Here is a 19,963-nt window from a genome sequence, read left to right as displayed (position 1 = left end):
TTCGCCCCGCCGCCTGAAGGAGGCCGGCCATGATGACCCTGCAAGTCGCCGATATCGAACCGCTCCCCCGCGAGCTGATGGCCGCGCCGCTGGACTGGTTCTTCGCCGAGCACGGCCGGCACCGGCACTTCTGCAAGCTCGTGAACGAGGCCGCGGTCGCCCGCCGGTTCGACGCCGCCCAGATCGGCCGCCTTCTCGACTTCCTCGCCAACGACCTGCCCCTGCACGTGGCCGACGAGGAGGAGTGCCTCTTCCCGCTCCTGCGCCGCCGGGCGTTGCCCGAGGACAATATCGAGGAGGCGCTCTCGCTGCTCTGCGCCGACCACAAGGGCGACGTGGACATCGCCGCCCTCGTGCGCGGACGTCTGGAGACCTGCCTGGACCTGGGCCGGGCCCCGGGCGCCGATCACGGCACGCGGCTGGCCCTGTTGGACTTCGCGAGCCACGAGCTGCACCACCTGGCCCTGGAGAACGCCGTCGTGCTGCCGATCGCGCGCCTGCGGCTCACCCCCGCCGACCTCCGGACGATCAGCCGACGCCTCGCGGCCCGCCGCGGCGAGTCGTTGCCCCGCCTGCGCGCCTGAACCTGGCGGCTTGCCAACGCGACGCCGGACGCCCATCCAGGGGCGAACCGTTCGGGAGACGCCGGTGGATCCTCACGCGACCGTCGCGGTCGTCCTGGCCGGAGGCGAAGGCCGCCGGATGGGCGGGGCCAAGCCCTTGCGCCGCTATGGCCGGGCGACGCTGCTCGCCCACGCCCTGACGTTGGCCCGGCGTTGGTCGCCACGGGTGGCGGTGGCCGTCCGCGAGCCAAGCCAGGCGGGCGAGGAGGTCGACGCGCCGCTGATCCTCGACGATCCCGCCGTCCCCGGCCCCGCCGCGGGGCTCGCCGCCGCCTTCGGCTTCGCGCGGAGCCAGGGCGCGACCCGGCTGCTCATCCTGCCCTGCGACACGCCCCGCCTGCCGGCCGACCTGCTGGCGCGCCTGGACGCCGCCCTCGTCCCCGGCGCGGCCGTGGCCGTCGCCTCCAGCGGCGGCGTGCTGCATCCTGTGTGCGCCTTGTGGCGGGTCGAGGCCGCCGAGCGGCTGCCCGCTTACCTGGCTTCCGGCCGCGCCTCCCTGCGGGGCTTCGCGGCCGATTGCGGCATGGTCGAGGTCGAGTGGCCGGCGGAGCCGGAGGATCCCTTCGCGGGCGCCAACACGCCCGAGGAGTTGACGGCGCTGCAGCCGCGCCCGGCGCTGCGTCGGCGCCATGTCCTCTTCTATCGGGCGTTGGGCGGCGCGGCCGTGGGCCTGGCCGCCGCCGGCGTCTTCCTGCCGCTCCTGCCGACGACGCCGTTCCTGCTGGTGGCGCTGTGGGCCTTCGCCCGGGGCGCCCCCGAGCTCGCCGACAAGCTCCGCGCCCATCCGAAGTACGGCCCCTACATCCGCCACTGGGAAGACCGCCGCGCCATCCCGCCCAAGGCCAAGGCGGCTTCCGTCGTGATGATGAGCGCCAGTTGGACGGGCTTGGCGCTGACGACCCACAGCGTCTGGACGGTCGGCGGCGTGGGCGTGGTCATGGTGGCCGTGGCCGGCTACGTGCTGACGCGCCCCTCCGCCTGAGCGGGACCCAGGTCTGGTTCGCCCCGGGCCGAAATGCTACCGGTGTCATCCCTCGCGGGAGCGCGCATGACGGACGCCGGATTCCACCGCCGCACGATGCTGGGCCTCGGCCTGACGGCGGCCGCCACGCCCGCCGTCGCCGCGATCGCGCCGGCCGATCCGGGCGAGATCGTCCCGCTCTGGCCGCGACTCCCGCCCGGCGCTCCCGCCGTCCTGCCGCGCGAGGAGGTCCGCGACCGGGCCGCGACCTCGGGCTTCCGGGACCGCATCGTCACGGGAGTCGCCCGGCCGCTGATGACCGTCTTCCGGCCTGCGCGCCCCAACGGCGCGGCCGTGCTGGTGATCCCGGGCGGCGCCTACGTCCGCGTGGTGATCGACAAGGAGGGCTTCGAGACCGCCCGGCGGCTGAACGCGGCCGGCGTCACCGCCTTCGTCCTGCGCTACCGCCTGCCCGGCGACCGCTGGACGCCCCGGACCGCCGCCCCGCTGCAGGACGCCCAGCGGGCCATGCGCCTGATCCGCTCGAACGCCGCGGCCTTCGGGGTCGACCCGGCCCGCGTCGCGGTGATGGGCTTCTCGGCGGGCGGTCACGTGGCCGCCACGCTCTGCACCCGGCGGGCCGAGGCCGCCTACCCGCCACTGGACGCCGCCGACGGGCAGGACGCCCGGCCCGACCTCGCCTGCCTGATGTACCCGGTCATCGACATGAGCCCGCCCCACGCCCACCGGGGCTCGCGCGAGGCCCTGCTAGGCTCCGCCCCCGCGCCCGACGCCGAGGCGGCGGCCTCCCCGCATCGCCATGTGAACGCCCGCACGCCGCCGACCTTCCTCGTCCACGCCATGGACGACGACTCCGTGCCGGTGGCCAACAGCCTCGCCTATCTCGCCGCCCTTCGCGCCGCCCGCGTCCCCGCCGAGGCGCACCTCTTCGAGGAGGGCGGCCACGGCTTCGGCATCCGCCTGATCCAGGGCAGGCCCGCCGCCGCCTGGCCCGACCTGTTCTTGGCCTGGGCGGCGCGGAAGGGCTTCGTCAAAAGCTGACCCAAGGGAGGAGTATCGCCATGCGTCCAGTCCTCGTCCTCACGCTGTTCCTGTTCGCCGCGAGCGCCGCCCAGGCCGCGCCCGTCCCGCCGGAGGTGGCCGCCAAGGTGAAGGCCGCCATGCCCGGCATGGCCATCACCGACGCCGAGCTGAAGGAGCGCGATGGCCGCCGCTACTACGACGTCGAGGGCCGCCTGGCCGACGGCGCCGAGATCGAGCTCGACCTGCTCCAGACGCTGGCCGGCTGGGAGGTGGTGGAGATCCAGCGCGACATCCCCTGGTACGCCGTCCCGGCGTCGGCGCGCGAGGCCGCCCGGCCGGCTTGGATGGGCCCCGATCCGGTGCGCGTGATCGAGAGCAGGCAGACCGACGGGGCGATCATCTACGAGCTCTTCGCACCCGGCCGCACCGAGACGCCTGCCCTCGAGGTCATGGTCAAGGACGGCCAGGCCAAGGTGCTGAAGGAAGTCTGGCCGCACTGAGGCGCAGATCGAAAGCGCTCGTCATGGCCGGGCTTGTCCCGGCCACCCAGAAGCGCGGGCGGGGCAGGATAGGCGCGGCGGCATCCGGCCGCCCTCGGTGTCTATGGATGGCCGGGACAAGCCCGGCCATGACGATCAAGGGGGCGCATCGGATCGTGGCCCCGGGACCGCCGCCTCACCGCCCCCCGCCGAGCCAGTCGATCAGCACCGTCATGTTCTGGATGTAGGCGCCCGTCGATATCCCCAGCGGCGGGTCCTTGGCCGGATAGGGCGAGGTGTCGGTGCGGTCGCCCACATGGGTGGTGGCGTAGTCGCCGTCGGGCCGGGCGGGCGGGGTGTCGCCGCGATAGGGGTGGCTGGCCGCCACCAGCGGCGTGGGCCAGTAGCCCTCGGCGTTCAGGCCGGCCACGAGTCGGCCGACGGCCGCGGCGTCCGGCGCCGTCGCGCGCTGGGCGTGGACGTTGAGGTCCGACGTCGCCAGGTCCCGGGTGGCGAAGTAGCGCGGCAGCGGGACGAGGTTCCGGGCCTTCAGCGGCGAATGGCGCGACGCCTCCTCGGGGCGCGTGGCCTTCAGGCGCTCGTAGCGGGCGCGCAGGCCCGCCACGTCGATCTTCCGGAAGGCGCTGTAGTGACCCAGCGTCCGCTCGGGGCTGTAGTCGACGTAGTAGGCGCCGTTGACGACGTTCGAGCCGCGGCGGTGGACGTAGAGCGGCCGGTCCGTGCCGATCTCGATGAACGTGGGATGCGTGCGCCCGTCCGGCCGAGGCGTCTTCAGCTTCACCCGGTCCAGCCAGTCCAGCGCCTCGGGCACGCGGGCCAGGAACTTCGTGTCCCCCGTCAGCTCGTAGAAGGTCATGAGCTGCTCGACGTTCGTCGCCGTGGTGTGGGTGGCGAGCGCCCGGGGCTCGTAGCTGCGGGCGGCGGCGGGCTTCAGGTCGGGCGTGTACTGCAACGCCCAGCCGGGCTGCGGCTGGCCCTGCTGGGTCACCAGGAAGCTGGTCATGGCCCGGTTGATGGGGTCCAGCACCCGCTCGTCCCCCAGGGCCTGGTACACCATGGTCAGGAACTTGATGTTCTCGCCGGCCACGTCGTCGTTGAAGGTGATGTAGCCGGTGTAGTCGCCCTCGAACTTCGGGTTCACCGGCCAACGCTGCGGCCAGCCGCCGACCGGATACTGGCTCTCCAGCACAAAGCCGATGGCCCGTTCCAGAGGCGGCTTCCAGCGCGGGTCGCGCTTCTCGACGTAGAGCCGAAGGAGGAACTGCATGGCCTCGGACGTGCCGGCGTCGTCGAAGGTGGCGTTGCCCCAGTCGTGCTGGAATTCCTCCATCCGCCAGGCGTTCTTGCCCAGGGTCTCGTACCAGTCGCGGGTCGAGGCCGGGCCGCCGAAGTCGATGAAGTAGTTCCAGCCGCCGCTGGGCTTCTGGCCCCAGATGAGGGCCTCGGCCGCCCGTTCGGCGGCGCGGTAGTAATAGTCGTCCCCAGTGGCGTGGTAGGCGTCCAGGAAGAGGTGGCCCATGGTCGGCGTCCCCGGCGGCTGGACCCAGACCATGCTGGGCTTGGCCTCCAGCTCACCCCACCGCCGGGAGAAGTCGGCCGTGTAGGACCACACATAGCCGCCGTTGGTCGCCGCCTTCTCGACCATGAAGCGAGTGGCCCGCTTCATCGTCTCCAGAACCGCCTCCCCGCTTGGAGCTTGGGCTGCGGCAGGGACCGCAGAGGCCATCAGGAACGCGCCGGCCATTCCGGCCACAACACTCCGACGTCGCATCTCTCCTCCCTCTCGTTGCGGAGGTTCTAGCGCGAATTGCTACCGGTGTCATAGTCTGCCGCCATGGCCCATGACCTCACCCGCCGCACCGCCCTGGGCGCCGCCCTCAGCCTGGCCGCCGCACCCGCCGTGGCGGCCGCCTCGCCGGTCGCCCCATCGCCAATCGCCAGGACCCGCCACGGCCGCGTGCGCGGCTATGTCGACCAGGGAATCCTCGCCTTCCGAGGCATCCGCTACGGCGCCGACACCGGGCCGCTCCGCTTCCAGGCTCCGCATCCGCCCGCGCCCTGGAACGGGATCGCTGAGGCCACGGCGTATGGCGGGGCCTGCCCGCAGCGCGACCGGAGCGTGGGATCGACCTCGGAGGACTGCCTGTTCCTCAACGTATGGACTCCGGGCCTGCGCGACGCCGCGAAGCGTCCCGTGATGGTCTACATCCATGGCGGGGCCTATGCGAACGGCTCGGGCTCGGCGCCGCTCTACGACGGGGTACGGCTGGCCCGGCGCGGCGACGTGGTGGTGGTCACGCTGAACCACCGGCTGAACGTCTTCGGCTACGGCTATCTCGCCCGTCTCGTCCCCGGCCTGCCGGACAGCGGAAACGCCGGCCAGCTCGACCTGGTCCTGGCCCTGGAATGGGTGCGGGACAACATCGCCGAGTTCGGCGGCGATCCCGGCAACGTCACCGTCTTCGGCCAGTCGGGCGGCGGGGCCAAGATCGCCACCCTGATGGCCATGCCGGCCGCCTCGGGCCTCTTCCACCGGGCCGCCACCATGAGCGGCCAGCAGGTCACCGCGTCGGGGCCGATGAACGCCACGCGGCGGACGCGGGCCTTCCTCGACGCGCTCAAGCTGAAGCCCGAGGAGGCCGCCGACCTGCGGACGCTCCCGACCGAACGACTGGTGGAGGCGCAGGCGATCGAGGACCCGGTGCTGGGCTTCGGCGGCCTCTACTTCGGCCCGGTGCTGGACGAGCGGAACCTGAAGCGCCACCCGTTCTATCCCGACGCGCCGGCCCAGAGCGCGGCCATCCCCATGATCATCGGCAACACCCACGACGAGACCCGCGCCTTCATGGGGAACGACCCGTCGAACTTCACCCTCACCTGGGACGAGCTGCCGGCCAAGCTGACCTTCCCCAACCTGCGCGTCGACGTCCTGCCCGAGGCGGTGGTCGCCGAGTACCGGCGGCTCTATCCGCACTATTCGCCGTCGGACGTGCTGTTCGCGGCCACCACGGCGGCGCGCTCGTGGCGCGGGGCGCTGATCGAGCTGAAGGCCCGCGCCCGGGCCGGCCATCCCACATGGGCCTACCAGCTCGACTGGACGACGCCGAAGGACGGCGGGAAGTTCGGCGCGCCGCACGCCTCGGACATCCAGTTCGTGTTCGACAACGTCCGCCAGCCCGGCGCCACGGCCATCGGACCGGAGGCCCAGGTCATGGCCGACCAGATGAGCGAGGCGTTCCTCGCCTTCGCCAGGACCGGCGACCCGAACTGCGCGGCGGTCCCCCGCTGGGCGCCCTATTCGCTGCCCCGCCGCCCGACGATGGTGTTCGACGTCCCCTCCCGCCAGGAGGACGACCCGCGCGGGGCCGAGCGCCGCTTCTTCGACCGCGTCCCCTACGTCCAGCCGGGGACCTGAGTCACCGCGCCAGCCATCCCCCGTCCACCGGCACGATGGCGCCGTGCATGTAGTCGGACGCGCGGCTCGCCAGGAACACCGCGGCGCCGGCGAGGTCCGAGGGTTCGCCCCAGCGGCCGGCGGGGATGCGGGCCAGGATCTCCTTCGAGCGGCCCTCGTCGGCCCGCAGCGCCTCGGTGTTGTTGGTGGCGAAGTAGCCGGGGGCGATGGCGTTGACGTTGATCCCCTTCCCCGCCCACTCGTTGCAGAGCAGCTTGGTCAGGCCCGCCAGCCCGCTCTTGGACGCGGTGTAGGACGGCACGCGGATGCCGCCCTGGAAGCTCAGCATCGAGACCACGTTGATGATCTTGCCGCCCCGGCCCTCGTCGACCCAGCGCCGGGCGACGGCCTGGGACAGGAAGAAGACCGACTTCAGGTTGGTGTCCATCACCGCGTCCCAGTCGCCCTCGGTGAAGTCGAGGCTGTCGGCCCGGCGGATGATCCCGGCGTTGTTGACCAGGATGTCCACCTGGCCGGCGACCGCCCAGGCCTCGTCGACCACCCGCGCCAGCGGCTCGGTGGAGCCGAGGTCGGCGCGTATGGCGTGCAGCCTGCGGCCCGCCTTGCGCACCATCTCCGCCGTCTCGTCCGGCGCGCTGCGGCCCACGGCCACGATATCGGCGCCCGCATGCGCCAGGCCCACGGCGATGCCCTGCCCCAGGCCCGTGTTGGCGCCGGTGACGAGGGCTGTCTTGCCCTCCAGGCTGAAGAGGCTCCCGGTCATTTGAGCTGGCAGATGTCGAGGACGCGCATGTCGGTGTAGTCGAGGTTCTCCCCGCCCATGGCCCAGATGAAGGCGTAGTTGGAGGTTCCCGACCCCATGTGGATCGACCACGGGGGGGAGACCACCGCCTCCTCGTTGGCCATGACGATGTGCCGGGCCTTGTCGGGCTCGCCCATGAAGTGGAAGACCCGGTCGTCCTTCCCCAGGTCGAAGTAGAAATAGACCTCGCTGCGCCGGTCGTGCAGGTGCGGCGGCATGGTGTTCCAGACGCTGCCGGTCTTGAGGATGGTCAGGCCCATCAGGAGCTGGGCCGACTTGCAGGTGGCCGGCACGACGAGCTGGTAGATGGTCCTCTCGTTCGAGGTCGCGAGCCCGCCCCGCTCCAGCGGCACGGCGTCGGCGATCGACAGGTGTTTCGTCTCGAAGCGCGCATGCGCCGGGGTGGAGACCAGGTAGAAGCGCGCCCCCTCGCCCTCGAAGGTCACGTCCTTCGAGCCCATCGGCACATAGAGGCAGTCCTTCGGCGCCAGCGCATAGGCCTGGCCGTCGACGGTGACGGTCCCGGCCACGTCGGCGACGTTGACGACGCCCAGTTCGCGGCGCTCCAGGAACGGGTGGCCCGCCGCGCTCTCCGGCTCGGTCTGGTCGGGCAGGCGGATCGCTTCACCCTCCGGCGCGGCCCCGCCGATCACGAACCGCTCGTAGTGGGTGTAGTTCAGCACCACCTCGCCGGGCTGGAAGAGCCCATCGATCAGGTAGCGCCGGCGCAGGGTGTCGTTGTCGACCCCCTCCATCATGTCCGGGTGGGTGGCGTGGTAGATGCGCTTGAACACGAGGCTTCCTTCCTCAGGCGAACGCCGGCTTCGGGGCCGGGGCGTCCAGCTTGTAGGCCCGCTTGGGCAGGTTGTAGGCGAGGTCCACGGCGGTCTCGGCCGCCTCGTCCTCGTCCAGGCGGTGCTCGGCCACGAGGCGCGCCAGGAAGGCCGCGTCGATGCGCCGGGCCACGTCGTGGCGGGCCGGGATCGACAGGAAGGCCCGCGTGTCGTCGTTGAAGCCGACGGTGTTGTAGAAGCCGGCCGTCTCCGTCGTCTGCTCGCGGAACCGGCGCATGCCCTCGGGGCTGTCGTGGAACCACCAGGCAGGCCCCAGCTTCAGGGCCGGATAGTGGCCGGCCAGCGGCGCGAGTTCGCGGGCGTAGGCGCTCTCGTCCAGGGTGAAGACGATCACCGACAGGTCCCGTTCGTTGCCGAAGCGGTCCAGCAGGGGCTTCAGGGCCCGGACGTAATCGGTGCGTTGGGGGATGTCGGCGCCCTTGTCGCGGCCATAACGGGCGAAGACGCCGGCGTTGTGGTTGCGGAACGAGCCGGGGTGGATCTGCATGACCAGCCCGTCGTCCAGGCTCATGCGGGCCATCTCGGTCAGCATCTGGGCCCGGAACAGCTCGGCGTCGGCGGGCGTGAAGTCCCCGCCCAGCAGCTTGCGGAACAGGGCCTCGGCCTCGGCGTCGGCGAGGTCGGCGGTGGCCGCCGTCGGGTGGCCATGGTCGGTGGAGGTGGCGCCCATCTCCATGAAGGCGGCCCGGCGCATCCGGTGCGCCTCCAGGTAGCCCGTCCAGCTCTCCACGTCCTGGCCGGTCAGTTCGCCGAAGCGGACGAGGCTCGCCCGGAAGTCCTCGTGCTCGGCGTCGATGACGGGATCGGGGCGGTAGGCGGTGACCACCCGGCCCTTCCAGCCGCTGGCCCGCATGGCCTTGTGGTGGCGCAGATCGTCGGTGGGGCTCTCGGTGGTGGCCAGGAGCTCGATGTTGAAGCGTTCGAACAGCGCCCGCGGCCGGAAGGCCTCGGTGCGCAGCGCCTCGCCGATGCGGTCGAAGTAGAGGTCCGCCGTCTCGGCCGACAGCTCGACGTCGAAGCCGAAGACCTCGCCGAACACGTGGTTCAGCCACATGGACGACGGCGTCCCCCGGAAGAGATGCATGTTCGACGCCAGGATCCGCCAGGCCTCGCGCGGGTCGGCCGACGACGGCCCGGCCTTCGACGCCACGCCCAGGCGCTCCAGCGGGACCCCTTGCGAATAGAGCATCCGGTAGAGGTAGTGGTCCGGCGCCAGGAACAGGCTCGTGGCGTCAGAAAAGGGCGCGTCGCCGGCGAACCATTCCGGATCGGTGTGGCCGTGCGGGCTGATGATCGGCAGGCCCTTGGTCTGCGCGTAGAGCCGCCGGGCGACCGCGCGCGTGGCCGGTTCGGCCGGGAACAGGCGGTCCGGATCGAGCCTCAGCGGCCTTGGCATGGCCTTCCTCCCTTTGGTCCGGTCTGGTAACCGGTGTCATATGGCTACGCAAGCCGTTTGGGCCGACGCCGCAGGGCCGGGGATGTTCACGAGAATGCTCGACAGAAATCGCCGCCGCCGTCAAATTGACACCGGTTACCCGGCGCCACAATGTGCGCGCCGACGCAGGGGCGGCGCGAACCGCCCCGCCCCCTTCAGAACGACAAAGCCGAGACCGGGAACGGACCGGCCGGAGGACGACAGGAAGTGACCGTTCCGGCGGCCGAGCCCGCGACCCGCTTCGACCCGAACGCCGTGGCCCGCGCCTTCGTGGAGGCGAGACGCGCCGCGCGCGCGCTGCCTGGCTTCCCCGGCCCCCTGCCCGCCGGGCTGGCGCAGGGCTACGAGGCCCAGGAAGCGGCGATCCGGCTGTGGCCCGACACGGTGGCCGGCTGGAAGGTGGGCCGCATCCCCGAGGACCTGCAGGCCGAGCTCGGCGCGGCGCGCGTCATGGGCCCGGTGTTCGCCGGCAATGTCTGGCTCGCCGACCCGGCGCGACCGACGCCGCTCCCAGTGATTCCCGGAGGCTTCTCGGCGGTGGAGGCCGAGTACGTCTTCCGCCTGGGCGCCGACGCGCCCGAGGGCAAGGCCGACTGGACGCCCGAGGAGGCGTTGGCCCTGGTCGAGGACATGCTGGCCGGCGTCGAACTGGCCGGCAGCCCGCTGTCCACCATCAATGTGCTGGGCCCCAAGGTCGTGGCGTCCGACTTCGGCAACAACGCCGGCCTGGTCGTGGGCCCGCCCATTCCCGGCTGGCGCGAACGCCCGGACGCCGTCCCGTCCTGCGAGGCCTATGTGGACGGCAAGCTGGCGGGCCGGGGCTCGCCCCAGTCGATCCCGGGGGGACCTGCCGCCTCGCTCGCCTTTCTGCTGGGCGCCTGCGCGGGCCGCGGCCGGCCGCTGAAGGCCGGACAGATGGTGACGACCGGCGCCGCCAGCGGCATCCATGACATCGAGGCCGGACAATCGGCCCGCATCGTCTTCGGCGACGTGGCCGAGATCCGCTGCGAAGCGGTTCCCGCGACGCCGAAGGACCAGGGAGGATCCACCGATGACCACCGCAGCCGACCGGACTGACGCCGCCGCGCCATCCGCCGCCGTCGGGCGCTACCGTTGGGTCGTCGTGGCCCTGCTGTTCGCCGCGATGGTGATCAACTACGTCGACCGCCAGACGATCGGCCTGCTCAAGGCCGATCTGACGGCCGAGTTCGGCTGGAGCGAGACGGACTATGCCGACCTGGTCTTCTGGTTCCAGGCCGCCTACGCCGTGGCCTACCTCGCCTGGGGCCGGGTCATCGACCGGATCGGCGCCCGCTGGGGCTTCGCCCTGGCCTTCCTCATCTGGCACATCGGCCACATCGCCACGGCCGGCGCGCGCTCGCTGGGCGGTTTCATGTTCGCCCGGATCGTCCTTGGCCTGGGCGAGGGCGGCGCCTTTCCGGGCGGGATCAAGGCGGTGGCCGAGTGGTTCCCGAAGAAGGAACGGGCGCTGGCCACGGGCCTCTTCAACGCCGGCACCAACATCGGCGCCATCGTCACGCCGCTGGTCGTCCCGGCCATCGTGCTCGCCTGGGGCTGGCAGGCGGCCTTCATCGTCACCGGCGTGGCGGGCCTCGTCTGGCTGCCGATCTGGCTCCTGGTCTACAAGCGCCCCCGCGAGCACAAACGGCTGACCCAGGCCGAACTCGCCCACATCGAGAGCGACCCGGCCGACACGGTCGAGAAGGTCGCCTGGACGAAGCTGCTCCGCTACCGCGAGACCTGGGCCTATGCGATCGGCAAGTTCCTGATCGACCCGGTCTGGTGGATGTTCCTCTTCTGGCTGCCCGACTTCCTGGGCAAACGCCATGGCCTCGACCTGAAGACCTTCGGGCCGCCGCTCGTGGTCATCTATCTGCTGTCGGACGTGGGCAGCGTGGCCGGCGGCTGGATGTCGTCACGCTTCATGCACCTGGGCTGGTCGGTGAACCGGGCGCGCAAGACCACCATGCTGATCTGCGCCCTGCTTGCGCTCCCCGTCGCTTTCGCGGCGTTCGCCTCGAACCTGTGGCTGGCCGTGCTGATCATCGGCGTGGCGACGGCTGCCCACCAGGGCTTCTCGGCCAACCTCTACACCCTGCCGAGCGACGTCTTCCCCCGGGCGGCGGTGGGCTCGGTCGTGGGCATCGGCGGCATGCTGGGCGCCATCGGCGGCATGGTGATGTCGAAGTACGCCGGCTACGTGCTGGAGCAGATCGGGACCTACACGCCGATCTTCGTGGTCGCGGCCTCGGCCTACCTGCTGGCGCTCCTGGCCGTGCACCTGCTGACGCCCAGGATGGAGCCCGTCCGGCTATGAGGCCGGCCGCCGTCCTCCTCGCCGCCTGGGCGATCGGCGCGCCGGCCCTCGCCGCGCCGCCTGCCGTGTTCGTGAACGAAGCCGACGTGGTCCGCCAGGAACGCCCACCGCACGACGGCAAGGGGATGAGCACCGCCTACCGCATCTCGGACGCCGCGCCGGGGCGGACCATGGAGTTCCGCAAGCGAGTCCTGCACCGGGGCGCGACCATCGGGCTGCACGTGATCGATCACGACGAGGTCTATTACGTCGTCTCCGGCCAGGCGGACGTCACCTCGGACGGCGTGACCCGCCGGCTGGGTCCGGGCGGCGCGGCCTACCTGTACGCGGGAGCCAACGTCGGCGCGGTCCAGGTCGGCGACGAGGACCTGGCGCTCATCATCTCCTACCCGCTGCCCCCCAAGTCCTAGGTTGGCGGCGGGGCGGTGGAGTCGCGCACCACCAGGCTCGGCAGGCGCTTCTTCGGGTCGCGCTCGTCGTCGTCGCGGCCCAGCAGGCGCTCCACGGCCAGCCGGCCGATCTCGCGCGTCGGGGTGCGGACGGTCGTCAGCGCGGGCCAGAGCCTGGAGGCGATCTGGAAGTCGTCGAAGCCGACCACCGAGACGTCGCGCGGGATTTCCAGCCCGAGCTGGCGGGCCGCCTGCAGCACGCCCGCCGCCATCTCGTCGTTGGCCGCGAAGATCGCCGTGGGCCGCGGGTCCATGGCGAGCAGCTCGCGCCCCCGCTCGATCCCCGACTCGAAGGTGTAGCCGCCCGTCAGCGCATGGGACTTGGCCAGCGTCAGGCCACGTTCGGCGAGCGCCTCCTCGAAGCCCGAGCGCCGCTCGTGCGAGGAGCGGAAGGAGGGCGGCCCCGAGATGAAGCCGATGCGCGTGTGGCCCAGGTCCGCCAGGTGCCCGGCCGCCTCGCGCCCGCCCAGCCGGTCGCGGGTCTCGATCATGTGCTCGGGCGCGTCCAGGCTCACCGAGGCCACGCGGACGTAGGCGCACCCGATCTCGGCCATCAGCCTGGCCGCCCGCTCGTCCTCCGACACCGACGGCGTCAACACCACGCCGTACAGCCGCTGGCGTTCCACGAAGGCGCGCAGGTCCTCCAGGAAGGTGGGGCTCTCCCGGTCGCACGGATGGACCACCAGCTCGAAGCCCGAGCCGCGCATCCCGTCCAGCAGGCCGAGCTGCATGTTCACGACGTACTGCGGATTGGGGTTGTCGTAGACGAGGCCGATCAGGAACGCGCGGCCGTAGGCCAGGCCGCGGGCCTGGGGGTCGGGCGCATAGCCCAGCTCGGCGATCACCGCCTGGATGCGCTCGCGGGTCTCGGCGTGCACGAACGGCGAGGCGTTGATCACCCGCGACACGGTCTTCTTCGACACCCCCGCCAGGCGGGCGATGTCGTTGATCGTCGGCCGCCGCCGGGGCGCGTCCGTCGTCTGGTCCTGAGCGCGCGGCGCCTTCTTCATCAAGCGGCCTTCATCCATGCGTGCGCGACGTCCGAAGCGGGGCGGCGCAGCCCTTTCATACTCTTGGGCCCCGGTTCCGCGATAGGCGCAACCGTGACGCTTGAGGTTTGGGTGACACCGGTTACCATTTCGCGATGTCCGGTCCCGCCGCCCTGCTGACCATCGACCCACGCGACGACGTGGCCGTCGCCGTCCGCTCGCTCCGGGCGGGCGACACGGTCGGCGGCGTGCGGCTCACGGCGCACGTTCCGGCCGGCCACAAGGTCGCCCTGCGCGCGATCCCCGCCGGGGCCGAGGTGCGCAAGTACGGCTGGCCCATCGGCCGGGCCACGGCGCCGATCGCGCCCGGCGACCATGTTCATGTCCACAACCTCGCCACAGCCCTCTTGGCCCATGAGGACTACGTCTGGCGCCCCGCGCCGCCGGAACCCCTGCCCGCGCCGGACGGCGCGACGTTCCAGGGCTATCGGCGGAAGACCGGCCGCGTCGGTACGCGCAACGAGATCTGGATCCTTTGCACCGTGGGCTGCGTGGCCCGCACCGCCCAGCGGATCGCCGCCGAGGCCTCGCGCCGGTTCGCCGGCCGCGTGGACGGGGTGTTCGCGCTGACCCACCCCTTCGGCTGCTCCCAACTCGGCGGCGACCTCGACGCCACCCGGGCGATGATCGCCGCCCTGGCCGGCCATCCCAACGCCGGCGGCGTGCTGATCCTGGGCCTCGGCTGCGAGAGCAACCAGCTTTCGACCCTGCTGGAGTCCGCCCCCGACCTCGACCGCGAACGCCTGCGCGCCTTCACCGCCCAGTCCGCCGAGGACGAGCTGGAGGCCGGCCTCGCGGCCGTCGAGGAGCTTGTGAAGATCGCCGAACGGGGCCGCCGCGAACCCTGTCCCGTCTCGGACCTCGTCATCGGCGTGAAGTGCGGCGGCTCGGACGGCTTTTCGGGGCTCACGGCCAATCCGCTGGTGGGACGTATCGCCGACAAGGTCTGCGGCGCCGGCGGAACCGTGGTGCTGACCGAGATCCCCGAGATTTTCGGCGCCGAGCACCTGCTGATGGCCAGAGCCCGCGACGAGGCCGTGTTCCAGGGCGTCGCCGACGTGGTCAACGACTTCAAGGCCTACTTCACCGCCCACGGCGAACCGGTCAGCGAAAACCCCTCCCCCGGCAACATCGAGGGCGGCATCACCACCCTGGAGGAAAAGTCCCTGGGCGCCGTGCAGAAGGCCGGCCGCGGTCCCGTCACCGAGGTCATCCGCTATGGCGGCCGGGCGCACGCGCCGGGCGTGGCGCTCCTGGAGGCGCCGGGCAACGACGCGGTCTCGTCGACCGCGCTCACCGCCGCCGGCGCGACCGTGATCCTCTTCACCACCGGACGCGGCACCCCGCTCGGCTTCCCCGCGCCGACGCTCAAGATCGCCACCAACTCCAGCCTCGCCCAGCGCAAGCCGCACTGGATCGACTTCGACGCGGGCCGGGTCCTGTCGGGCGAAGCGCCCGAGGCCGCCGCCGACCGGCTGATGGACCTGGTGCTGGCCGCCGCCTCCGGCCAGGCCACCCGCGCCGAAGAGAACGGCGAACGCGAGATCGCCCTCTGGAAGCGCGGAGTGACCCTGTGAAGCGCCTGTCCGACGCCACCTTGGCGCAGGTCCCCGCGAACGTGCGCCGTCCGGCCTACGACCGCGCCGCCGTGAAGGTGGGCGTGGTCCACTTCGGCCCGGGCGCCTTCCACCGCGCCCACCAGGCCTTCTACTTCGACGGGATGCTGGGGCGCCGCCCGGACTTCGGCGTCTGCGCCGTCTCGCTGCGCACCCCCGACATGCGCGACGCGCTGGCGCCCCAGGACGGCCTCTACACCCTGGTCGAGCGCGAGGCCCAGCCGACCTATCGGGTGATCGGCGCCATCCGCGAGGCGCTCGTCGCGCCCCAGGACCCGGAGGCTGTCTTCCGTCGCCTCGTCTCGCCGGACGTCCGCTTCGTCACCGCCACGGTGACCGAGAAGGGCTATTGCCTGACGACGGCGGGCGAGCTCGACCTGGGCCACCCCGACATCCGCCGCGATCTCGAAGCTCCCGAGCGGCCCGTCAGCCTGCCGGGCTGGATCGCCGAGGCCCTGCGCCGGCGGCGCGCGGCGGGCCTCGCGCCCTTCACCGCCATCAGTTGCGACAACCTCTCGGACAACGGCGTGAAGCTGCGCCGGGCCGTGGTCCAGTTCGCCCAGGCGCGGGGCGACGCCGACCTCGCCCGCTGGATCGAGGGCGAGGCCGCCTTCCCGTCCAGCATGGTGGACTCCATCACCCCGGCCACCGACGACGCCCTGCGGGACGAGGTCGCGGGCGTGCTCGGCCTGGAGGACGCCTGGCCGATCCAGCGCGAGCGGTTCGTCCAATGGGTGATCGAGGATCGCCTGGGCGCCGACGCCGAGGCCTTCGCCGCCGCCGGCGTGACCGTGGCGCGTGAGGTCGCCCCGTTCGAACGCGCCAAGCTGCGCCTGCTGAACGGCGCCCACTCCACCCTCGCCTATGTGGGCCTGGCGCTGGGCCATGAGACGGTCTTCGAGTCCATGGGCGATCCAGCGCTGGCGCGGTTCGTGGAGCGGATGATGCGGGAGGACGTGGCGCCGACCCTCCACGCCCCCGAGCTCGACGTCCCCGCCTACATCGGCCAGGTGCTGGACCGCTTCCGCAACCCGGCCATCGTCCACCGCCTGTCCCAGATCGCCTGGGATGGCTCCCAGAAGCTGCGCTTCCGGCTGCTGGAGACCGCCTCCGAGGCCCTGGCCGCCGGCCGCCCCGTGGACCGCCTGGCCGTCGGCGTCGCGGCCTGGATCGGCTTCGTCCTGCGCCAGACGGCGGCGGGCGTCCCCATCGTCGATCCGCTGGCGGTCAGGCTGAACGAGGTCGCGAACGACGTTGGCGACCCCGTGGACCGCTTCCTGGCCCTGGCCGAGGTCTTCCCGCCCGCGCTGGCGGCCGACCCGAGGTTCCGGGCCGCCGTGGCGCGCGCCTACGAGGCCCTGGCGCGCGATTCCCGAACCGCGCTGGCGGCCTGAGCGGCCCGCAGCCGCCGCTCGATCCGCCGCACCAGCTCCTCGGCCGGCAGCCCCAGGCATTCGGCGATGCGGCAGAACTCCAGCAGGTCCACCCGGCGCTGGCCGCGTTCGATCATAGCGATGTGCGAACCCGCCTTGTCGAGACGCGCGGCGAGCGCCCGCTGGCTCATGCCTGCCTCCCGGCGCGCCTCGATCAGCACATGGCGGACGTGGGCGTATTCGCTCGAGAACACCGGGTTCGGGCGCCGGGGATAGCCGCCCGGCGCGCCCCGGGTGTTGTTGACACCGGTGTCAGCGACAGGCATGTTTCCTCCAGACCTCTGGTTGAGCCCGCTTTCCGCGGGTCATCGCAGGCTAATATGACACCGGTGTCATTGCAATGCGCCGGGTCGGGGAACCAGAAGCCGCATCGACGGCGACGCTCGAGTCCATCGGGCGGAAGGGGAGGAAGAATCGATGGTGCGAACGGGCGACACCCGTCTGCGCTCGCTGATCTGCGGCGCGTCCATTCTGGGCCTTTCGGTCGGCGTCGCCGGCCCGGCCCTTGCCCAATCCCCCTCGGGGCAGTCCGCCGAAGTCGAGGAGGTCGTGGTCACCGGCTTCCGCGCGGCCATCCAGAGCGCCATCGCGGTGAAGCGGCAGGAATCCGGCGTGGTCGATGCGATCAAGGCCGAGGACATCGCCAAGTTCCCCGACAACAACCTGGCGGAGTCGCTCCAGCGCATCCCGGGCGTGGCCATCACCCGCTCAGCCGGCGAGGGCCGCAACATCACCGTCCGCGGTCTGGGGCCGGGCTCCACCCGCGTCCGGATCAACGGCATGGAGGCCCTGACCACCACCGGCGGCTCCGACGCCGACGGCGGCGCCAACCGCGCCCGCCAGTTCGACTTCAACGTCTTCGCCTCCGAGCTCTTCAACAGCCTGGAGGTCCGCAAGACCGCCTCGGCCAGCGTCGAGGAAGGCTCGCTGGGCGCCACCGTCGACCTGCGGACGTCGCGGCCCTTCGACTTCGGCAAGGACCAGGTCCTGAGCCTGTCGGCCCAGGGCGGCTACAACGACCTCTCCAAGAGCTGGGACCCGCGCGTGGCGGGCCTGTTCTCCAAAACCTTCCTGGACGACACGTTCGGCGTCCTGGTCTCCGTCGCCTATTCCGAGCGCGGCGTGCGCGAGGAGGGTTTCAACACGGTGCGTTGGGCCGAGGGCACGTCCAACGGCGGCTGGTGCAGCCCGCTCGGCTACGACACCAACCCCACGGCCGCCGGCCAGCAGTTCAATCCCACGACGGCGGCCGCGGGCTCTTCGGCCGCCAACTGCTTCACGGGCGATCCGCGCATTCCCGCCACGCCCGAGGCCATCGCCGCCTACCAGCGCGCATCCGACCCGGGGAGCTGGCATCCGCGCATCCCGCGCTACGCCCGCCTCGACTACGACCAGAAGCGCCTGGGGATCACCGGCTCGCTGCAGTGGAAGCCCACCGACCGGACGCTGATCAACTTCGACTACCTCTACTCGGACTACAAATCCCACCGGACCGAGAACTACCTCGAGGCCATCTCCTTCAGCCGCAACGCCAGCAGCCCCGAGTTCGGCAAGGCGTACATGATCCCGCGCGTCTACGAGACCGACGCGAACGGCACCCTCACCTACGGCGTGTTCGACAACGTCGACATCCGCATCGAGAGCCGCGAAGACAAGCTGGAGACCATCTTCAGCCAGTACAGCCTGTCGGGCTCGCACGAGCTGACCGACAACCTCAAGATCAGCGGCATGTGGGGGACCTCGAAGTCCAGCTTCAAGAATCCCATCCAGACCACCATCACCTTCGACCGCGCCAACCAGGACGGCTGGGTCTACGACGCGCGCGACAATCCCCTGCTGCCGAACATCACCTGGGGCTTCGACGTCACCGATCCGAACGCGTTCACCTTCACCAACGCGAACGCCAACGGGACGGTCCGGCCGAGCGAAATCCGGCTGCGTCCGCAGTTCGTGCAGAACAGCTTCGACATCGCCGCCGGCGACATCGAGTGGCAGGCCAACGAGACCTTCAAGCTCCGGGTCGGCGCGACCTGGAAGAAGTACGAGAACGACGGCCAGGAATACCGCCGGGCCACCGAGTTCGGCATCCCGGCCATGCCCAGCGGCTCGAACATGGCCTCGCTCTCGGAGCAGCTCACCGGCTTCGGCAAGGGCCTGTCCGGCGACGGGGTCCCGAGCGGCTGGGTGATCCCGGACTTCGACGCCGTGGCCCAGGCCTACGGCATCTATTCCAACACCGGGACCTTCGCGCTCCAGGGCATCGAAAACACCAACGCCCGCGGCAGCTTCCGGAACATCACCGAGGAGAGCCAGGCCTACTACGCTCAGGTGGACTTCGACACCGACGTCCTGCCCTGGCGGCTGCGGGGCGACTTCGGCGTGCGCTACGTCGACACCGATCTGACGTCCAAGGGTTACCGCACCCTGACCACGCCGACCGGAACCGTCCCGGACCTGGTGACCATCGACAACACCTACGACGAGTGGCTGCCGGCCGCGAACGTCGTCGCCGAGGTGACCGACAGCTTCCTGGTCCGCGCCGCCGCCGCCAAGGTGATGGTGCGCCCGGGCCTGGCCGCCCTGAACCCCGGCGGCACGGTCAACACCACCGGCAACCTGACCATCACCGCCGGCAACCCGTTCCTGAAGCCCGCCAAGGCCAACACCTACGACCTGTCGTTCGAGTGGTACCCCGGCGGCAATTCGCTGGTGGCGCTCGGCTTCTTCATCAAGGACTTCAAGACGGACTTCACCACCGTCCGCCTGACCGGTCCCTTCTCGTCCTTCGGCCTGCCGGATTCGCTGCTGGCGGGCACCGGCCGCACGCCCAGCGACGAGGCGTCTTTCACCACCACGATCAACACCAAGGGCGGCGATCCCTACAAGGGCTTCGAGCTGAACGTGCAGCAGCCCTTCACCTTCCTGGTGGACCGCTTCGGCGCGCCGGAATGGGCGGGCAACTTCGGCGCGCTCTTCAACTACACCTACGTGAAGGGCACCTCGATCTTCTGCGCCGGCACGCCGGTGAACAACGTCTGCCCGGCCAACCTCACGCTCGAGAACCGGCCGACCAACGTCTCGAAGAACGCCTATAACGCGACCCTCTTCTACGAGGACCAGAAGTTCAGCGCGCGGGTCTCGCTGTCCCACCGCAGCAAGTACCTGTTCGCCGTGCCGTCCGGGAACCAGGGCAACCTGACCACCGGCCGTCGCCAGGACTACCAGGACGCCGACTGGGTGCCGGCCACGACCACGGTGGACGCCAATGTGTCCTACCAGCTCACCGAGAAGCTGCGCCTGACGCTCGAGGCCCTCAACCTCACCGACGAGGAGAGCCGGCAGTTCAACGACACGGATGCGAAGCGCGTGTGGACCAACCACCACTTCGGCCGCCAGTTCTACTTCGGGGCTCGCTACAGCTTCTGAAGTCCTGGGCCGGGCGGG

The 19,963-nt window shown here is 71.3% G+C and carries 17 protein-coding genes; 11 read left to right on the top strand and 6 right to left on the bottom strand.

The window, feature by feature from the left end:
* The first annotated feature begins 29 nt into the window (after positions 1-29).
* The 4 genes from ACK4TT_RS01860 (at position 30) to ACK4TT_RS01845 (ending at position 3,128) form a co-directional block, all read left to right on the top strand.
* Positions 30-584 (top strand): hemerythrin domain-containing protein, encoded by a 555-nt coding sequence (locus ACK4TT_RS01860; protein WP_410212218.1) that lies wholly within the window; start codon positions 30-32, stop codon positions 582-584.
* Between the two features lie 64 nt (positions 585-648).
* Entirely contained in the window at positions 649-1,605 is a 957-nt protein-coding gene (locus ACK4TT_RS01855) for a DUF454 family protein (RefSeq protein WP_410212217.1), read from the top strand.
* A gap of 66 nt (positions 1,606-1,671) precedes the next feature.
* Positions 1,672-2,646, top strand: coding sequence for an alpha/beta hydrolase (locus ACK4TT_RS01850; protein ID WP_410212216.1), 975 nt, complete (start codon positions 1,672-1,674; stop codon positions 2,644-2,646).
* A gap of 20 nt (positions 2,647-2,666) precedes the next feature.
* Positions 2,667-3,128, top strand: coding sequence for a hypothetical protein (locus ACK4TT_RS01845; protein ID WP_410212215.1), 462 nt, complete (start codon positions 2,667-2,669; stop codon positions 3,126-3,128).
* Between the two features lie 175 nt (positions 3,129-3,303).
* Here the strand turns inward: ACK4TT_RS01845 and ACK4TT_RS01840 are convergent, their stop codons facing one another.
* Positions 3,304-4,794, bottom strand: coding sequence for a pectate lyase (locus tag ACK4TT_RS01840; protein ID WP_410212214.1), 1,491 nt, complete (start codon positions 4,792-4,794; stop codon positions 3,304-3,306).
* A gap of 168 nt (positions 4,795-4,962) precedes the next feature.
* Here ACK4TT_RS01840 and ACK4TT_RS01835 point away from each other — a divergent pair, with 168 nt between their 5' ends.
* Entirely contained in the window at positions 4,963-6,543 is a 1,581-nt protein-coding gene (locus ACK4TT_RS01835) for a carboxylesterase/lipase family protein (RefSeq protein ID WP_410212213.1), read from the top strand.
* A gap of 1 nt (position 6,544) precedes the next feature.
* On the opposite strand, the gene kduD is transcribed toward ACK4TT_RS01835, so the two are convergent.
* The 3 genes from kduD to uxaC are packed head-to-tail and all read right to left on the bottom strand — an operon-like array spanning position 6,545 to position 9,595.
* The gene (gene kduD, locus ACK4TT_RS01830) at positions 6,545-7,306 is read right to left on the bottom strand and encodes a 2-dehydro-3-deoxy-D-gluconate 5-dehydrogenase KduD (protein WP_410212212.1); all 762 of its coding nucleotides are present in this window, start codon (positions 7,304-7,306) and stop codon (positions 6,545-6,547) included.
* Entirely contained in the window at positions 7,303-8,139 is an 837-nt protein-coding gene (kduI, locus tag ACK4TT_RS01825; RefSeq protein WP_409633985.1) for a 5-dehydro-4-deoxy-D-glucuronate isomerase, read from the bottom strand. The genes kduD and kduI overlap by 4 nt, the downstream gene beginning before the upstream one ends.
* 13 nt (positions 8,140-8,152) lie before the next feature.
* Entirely contained in the window at positions 8,153-9,595 is a 1,443-nt protein-coding gene (gene uxaC, locus ACK4TT_RS01820) for a glucuronate isomerase (protein WP_409633982.1), read from the bottom strand.
* A 246-nt stretch (positions 9,596-9,841) separates the two neighbouring features.
* On the opposite strand from uxaC, the gene ACK4TT_RS01815 reads away from it, so the two are divergent.
* From ACK4TT_RS01815 to ACK4TT_RS01805, 3 genes are read left to right on the top strand one after another with little or no spacing between them, the layout of a single operon-like run.
* Positions 9,842-10,711 carry a 2-keto-4-pentenoate hydratase gene (locus ACK4TT_RS01815; protein WP_409633979.1) on the top strand — a complete coding sequence of 290 codons (870 nt, stop codon included), beginning with the start codon at positions 9,842-9,844 and terminating at the stop codon, positions 10,709-10,711.
* Positions 10,686-11,972, top strand: a complete 1,287-nt coding sequence (locus tag ACK4TT_RS01810) for an MFS transporter (protein ID WP_410212211.1) — start codon at positions 10,686-10,688, stop codon at positions 11,970-11,972. Before ACK4TT_RS01815 ends, ACK4TT_RS01810 begins: the two co-directional genes overlap by 26 nt.
* On the top strand, positions 11,969-12,382 hold the full coding sequence (locus tag ACK4TT_RS01805; RefSeq protein WP_410212210.1) for a cupin domain-containing protein: 414 nt from the start codon (positions 11,969-11,971) through the stop codon (positions 12,380-12,382). Before ACK4TT_RS01810 ends, ACK4TT_RS01805 begins: the two co-directional genes overlap by 4 nt.
* Here ACK4TT_RS01805 and ACK4TT_RS01800 read toward each other — a convergent pair.
* Positions 12,379-13,431: a LacI family DNA-binding transcriptional regulator gene (locus ACK4TT_RS01800; RefSeq protein ID WP_410212209.1), complete on the bottom strand. Its 1,053-nt coding sequence runs from the start codon at positions 13,429-13,431 to the stop codon at positions 12,379-12,381. The two genes, ACK4TT_RS01805 and ACK4TT_RS01800, sit on opposite strands and share 4 nt — an antisense overlap.
* 134 nt (positions 13,432-13,565) lie before the next feature.
* On the opposite strand from ACK4TT_RS01800, the gene ACK4TT_RS01795 reads away from it, so the two are divergent.
* The gene (locus ACK4TT_RS01795) at positions 13,566-15,047 is read left to right on the top strand and encodes a UxaA family hydrolase (RefSeq protein ID WP_410212208.1); all 1,482 of its coding nucleotides are present in this window, start codon (positions 13,566-13,568) and stop codon (positions 15,045-15,047) included.
* Entirely contained in the window at positions 15,044-16,480 is a 1,437-nt protein-coding gene (locus ACK4TT_RS01790) for a mannitol dehydrogenase family protein (protein ID WP_410212207.1), read from the top strand. Before ACK4TT_RS01795 ends, ACK4TT_RS01790 begins: the two co-directional genes overlap by 4 nt.
* Here ACK4TT_RS01790 and ACK4TT_RS01785 read toward each other — a convergent pair.
* On the bottom strand, positions 16,435-16,785 hold the full coding sequence (locus tag ACK4TT_RS01785) for a helix-turn-helix domain-containing protein (protein ID WP_410212206.1): 351 nt from the start codon (positions 16,783-16,785) through the stop codon (positions 16,435-16,437). The two genes, ACK4TT_RS01790 and ACK4TT_RS01785, sit on opposite strands and share 46 nt — an antisense overlap.
* Before the next feature lie 151 nt (positions 16,786-16,936).
* Here ACK4TT_RS01785 and ACK4TT_RS01780 point away from each other — a divergent pair, with 151 nt between their 5' ends.
* A complete protein-coding gene (locus tag ACK4TT_RS01780; RefSeq protein WP_410212205.1) occupies positions 16,937-19,945 on the top strand; it encodes a TonB-dependent receptor in 3,009 nt (1,002 codons plus the stop codon).
* Positions 19,946-19,963 lie beyond the last annotated feature (18 nt).

The sequence above is a fragment of the Phenylobacterium sp. genome, assembly GCF_046463815.1.
In the GTDB taxonomy this organism is placed as follows: Bacteria; Pseudomonadota; Alphaproteobacteria; order Caulobacterales; family Caulobacteraceae; genus Phenylobacterium.
Note: the sequence above shows the minus strand (reverse complement) of the source record. Positions and strands in the feature narration are given on the sequence as shown.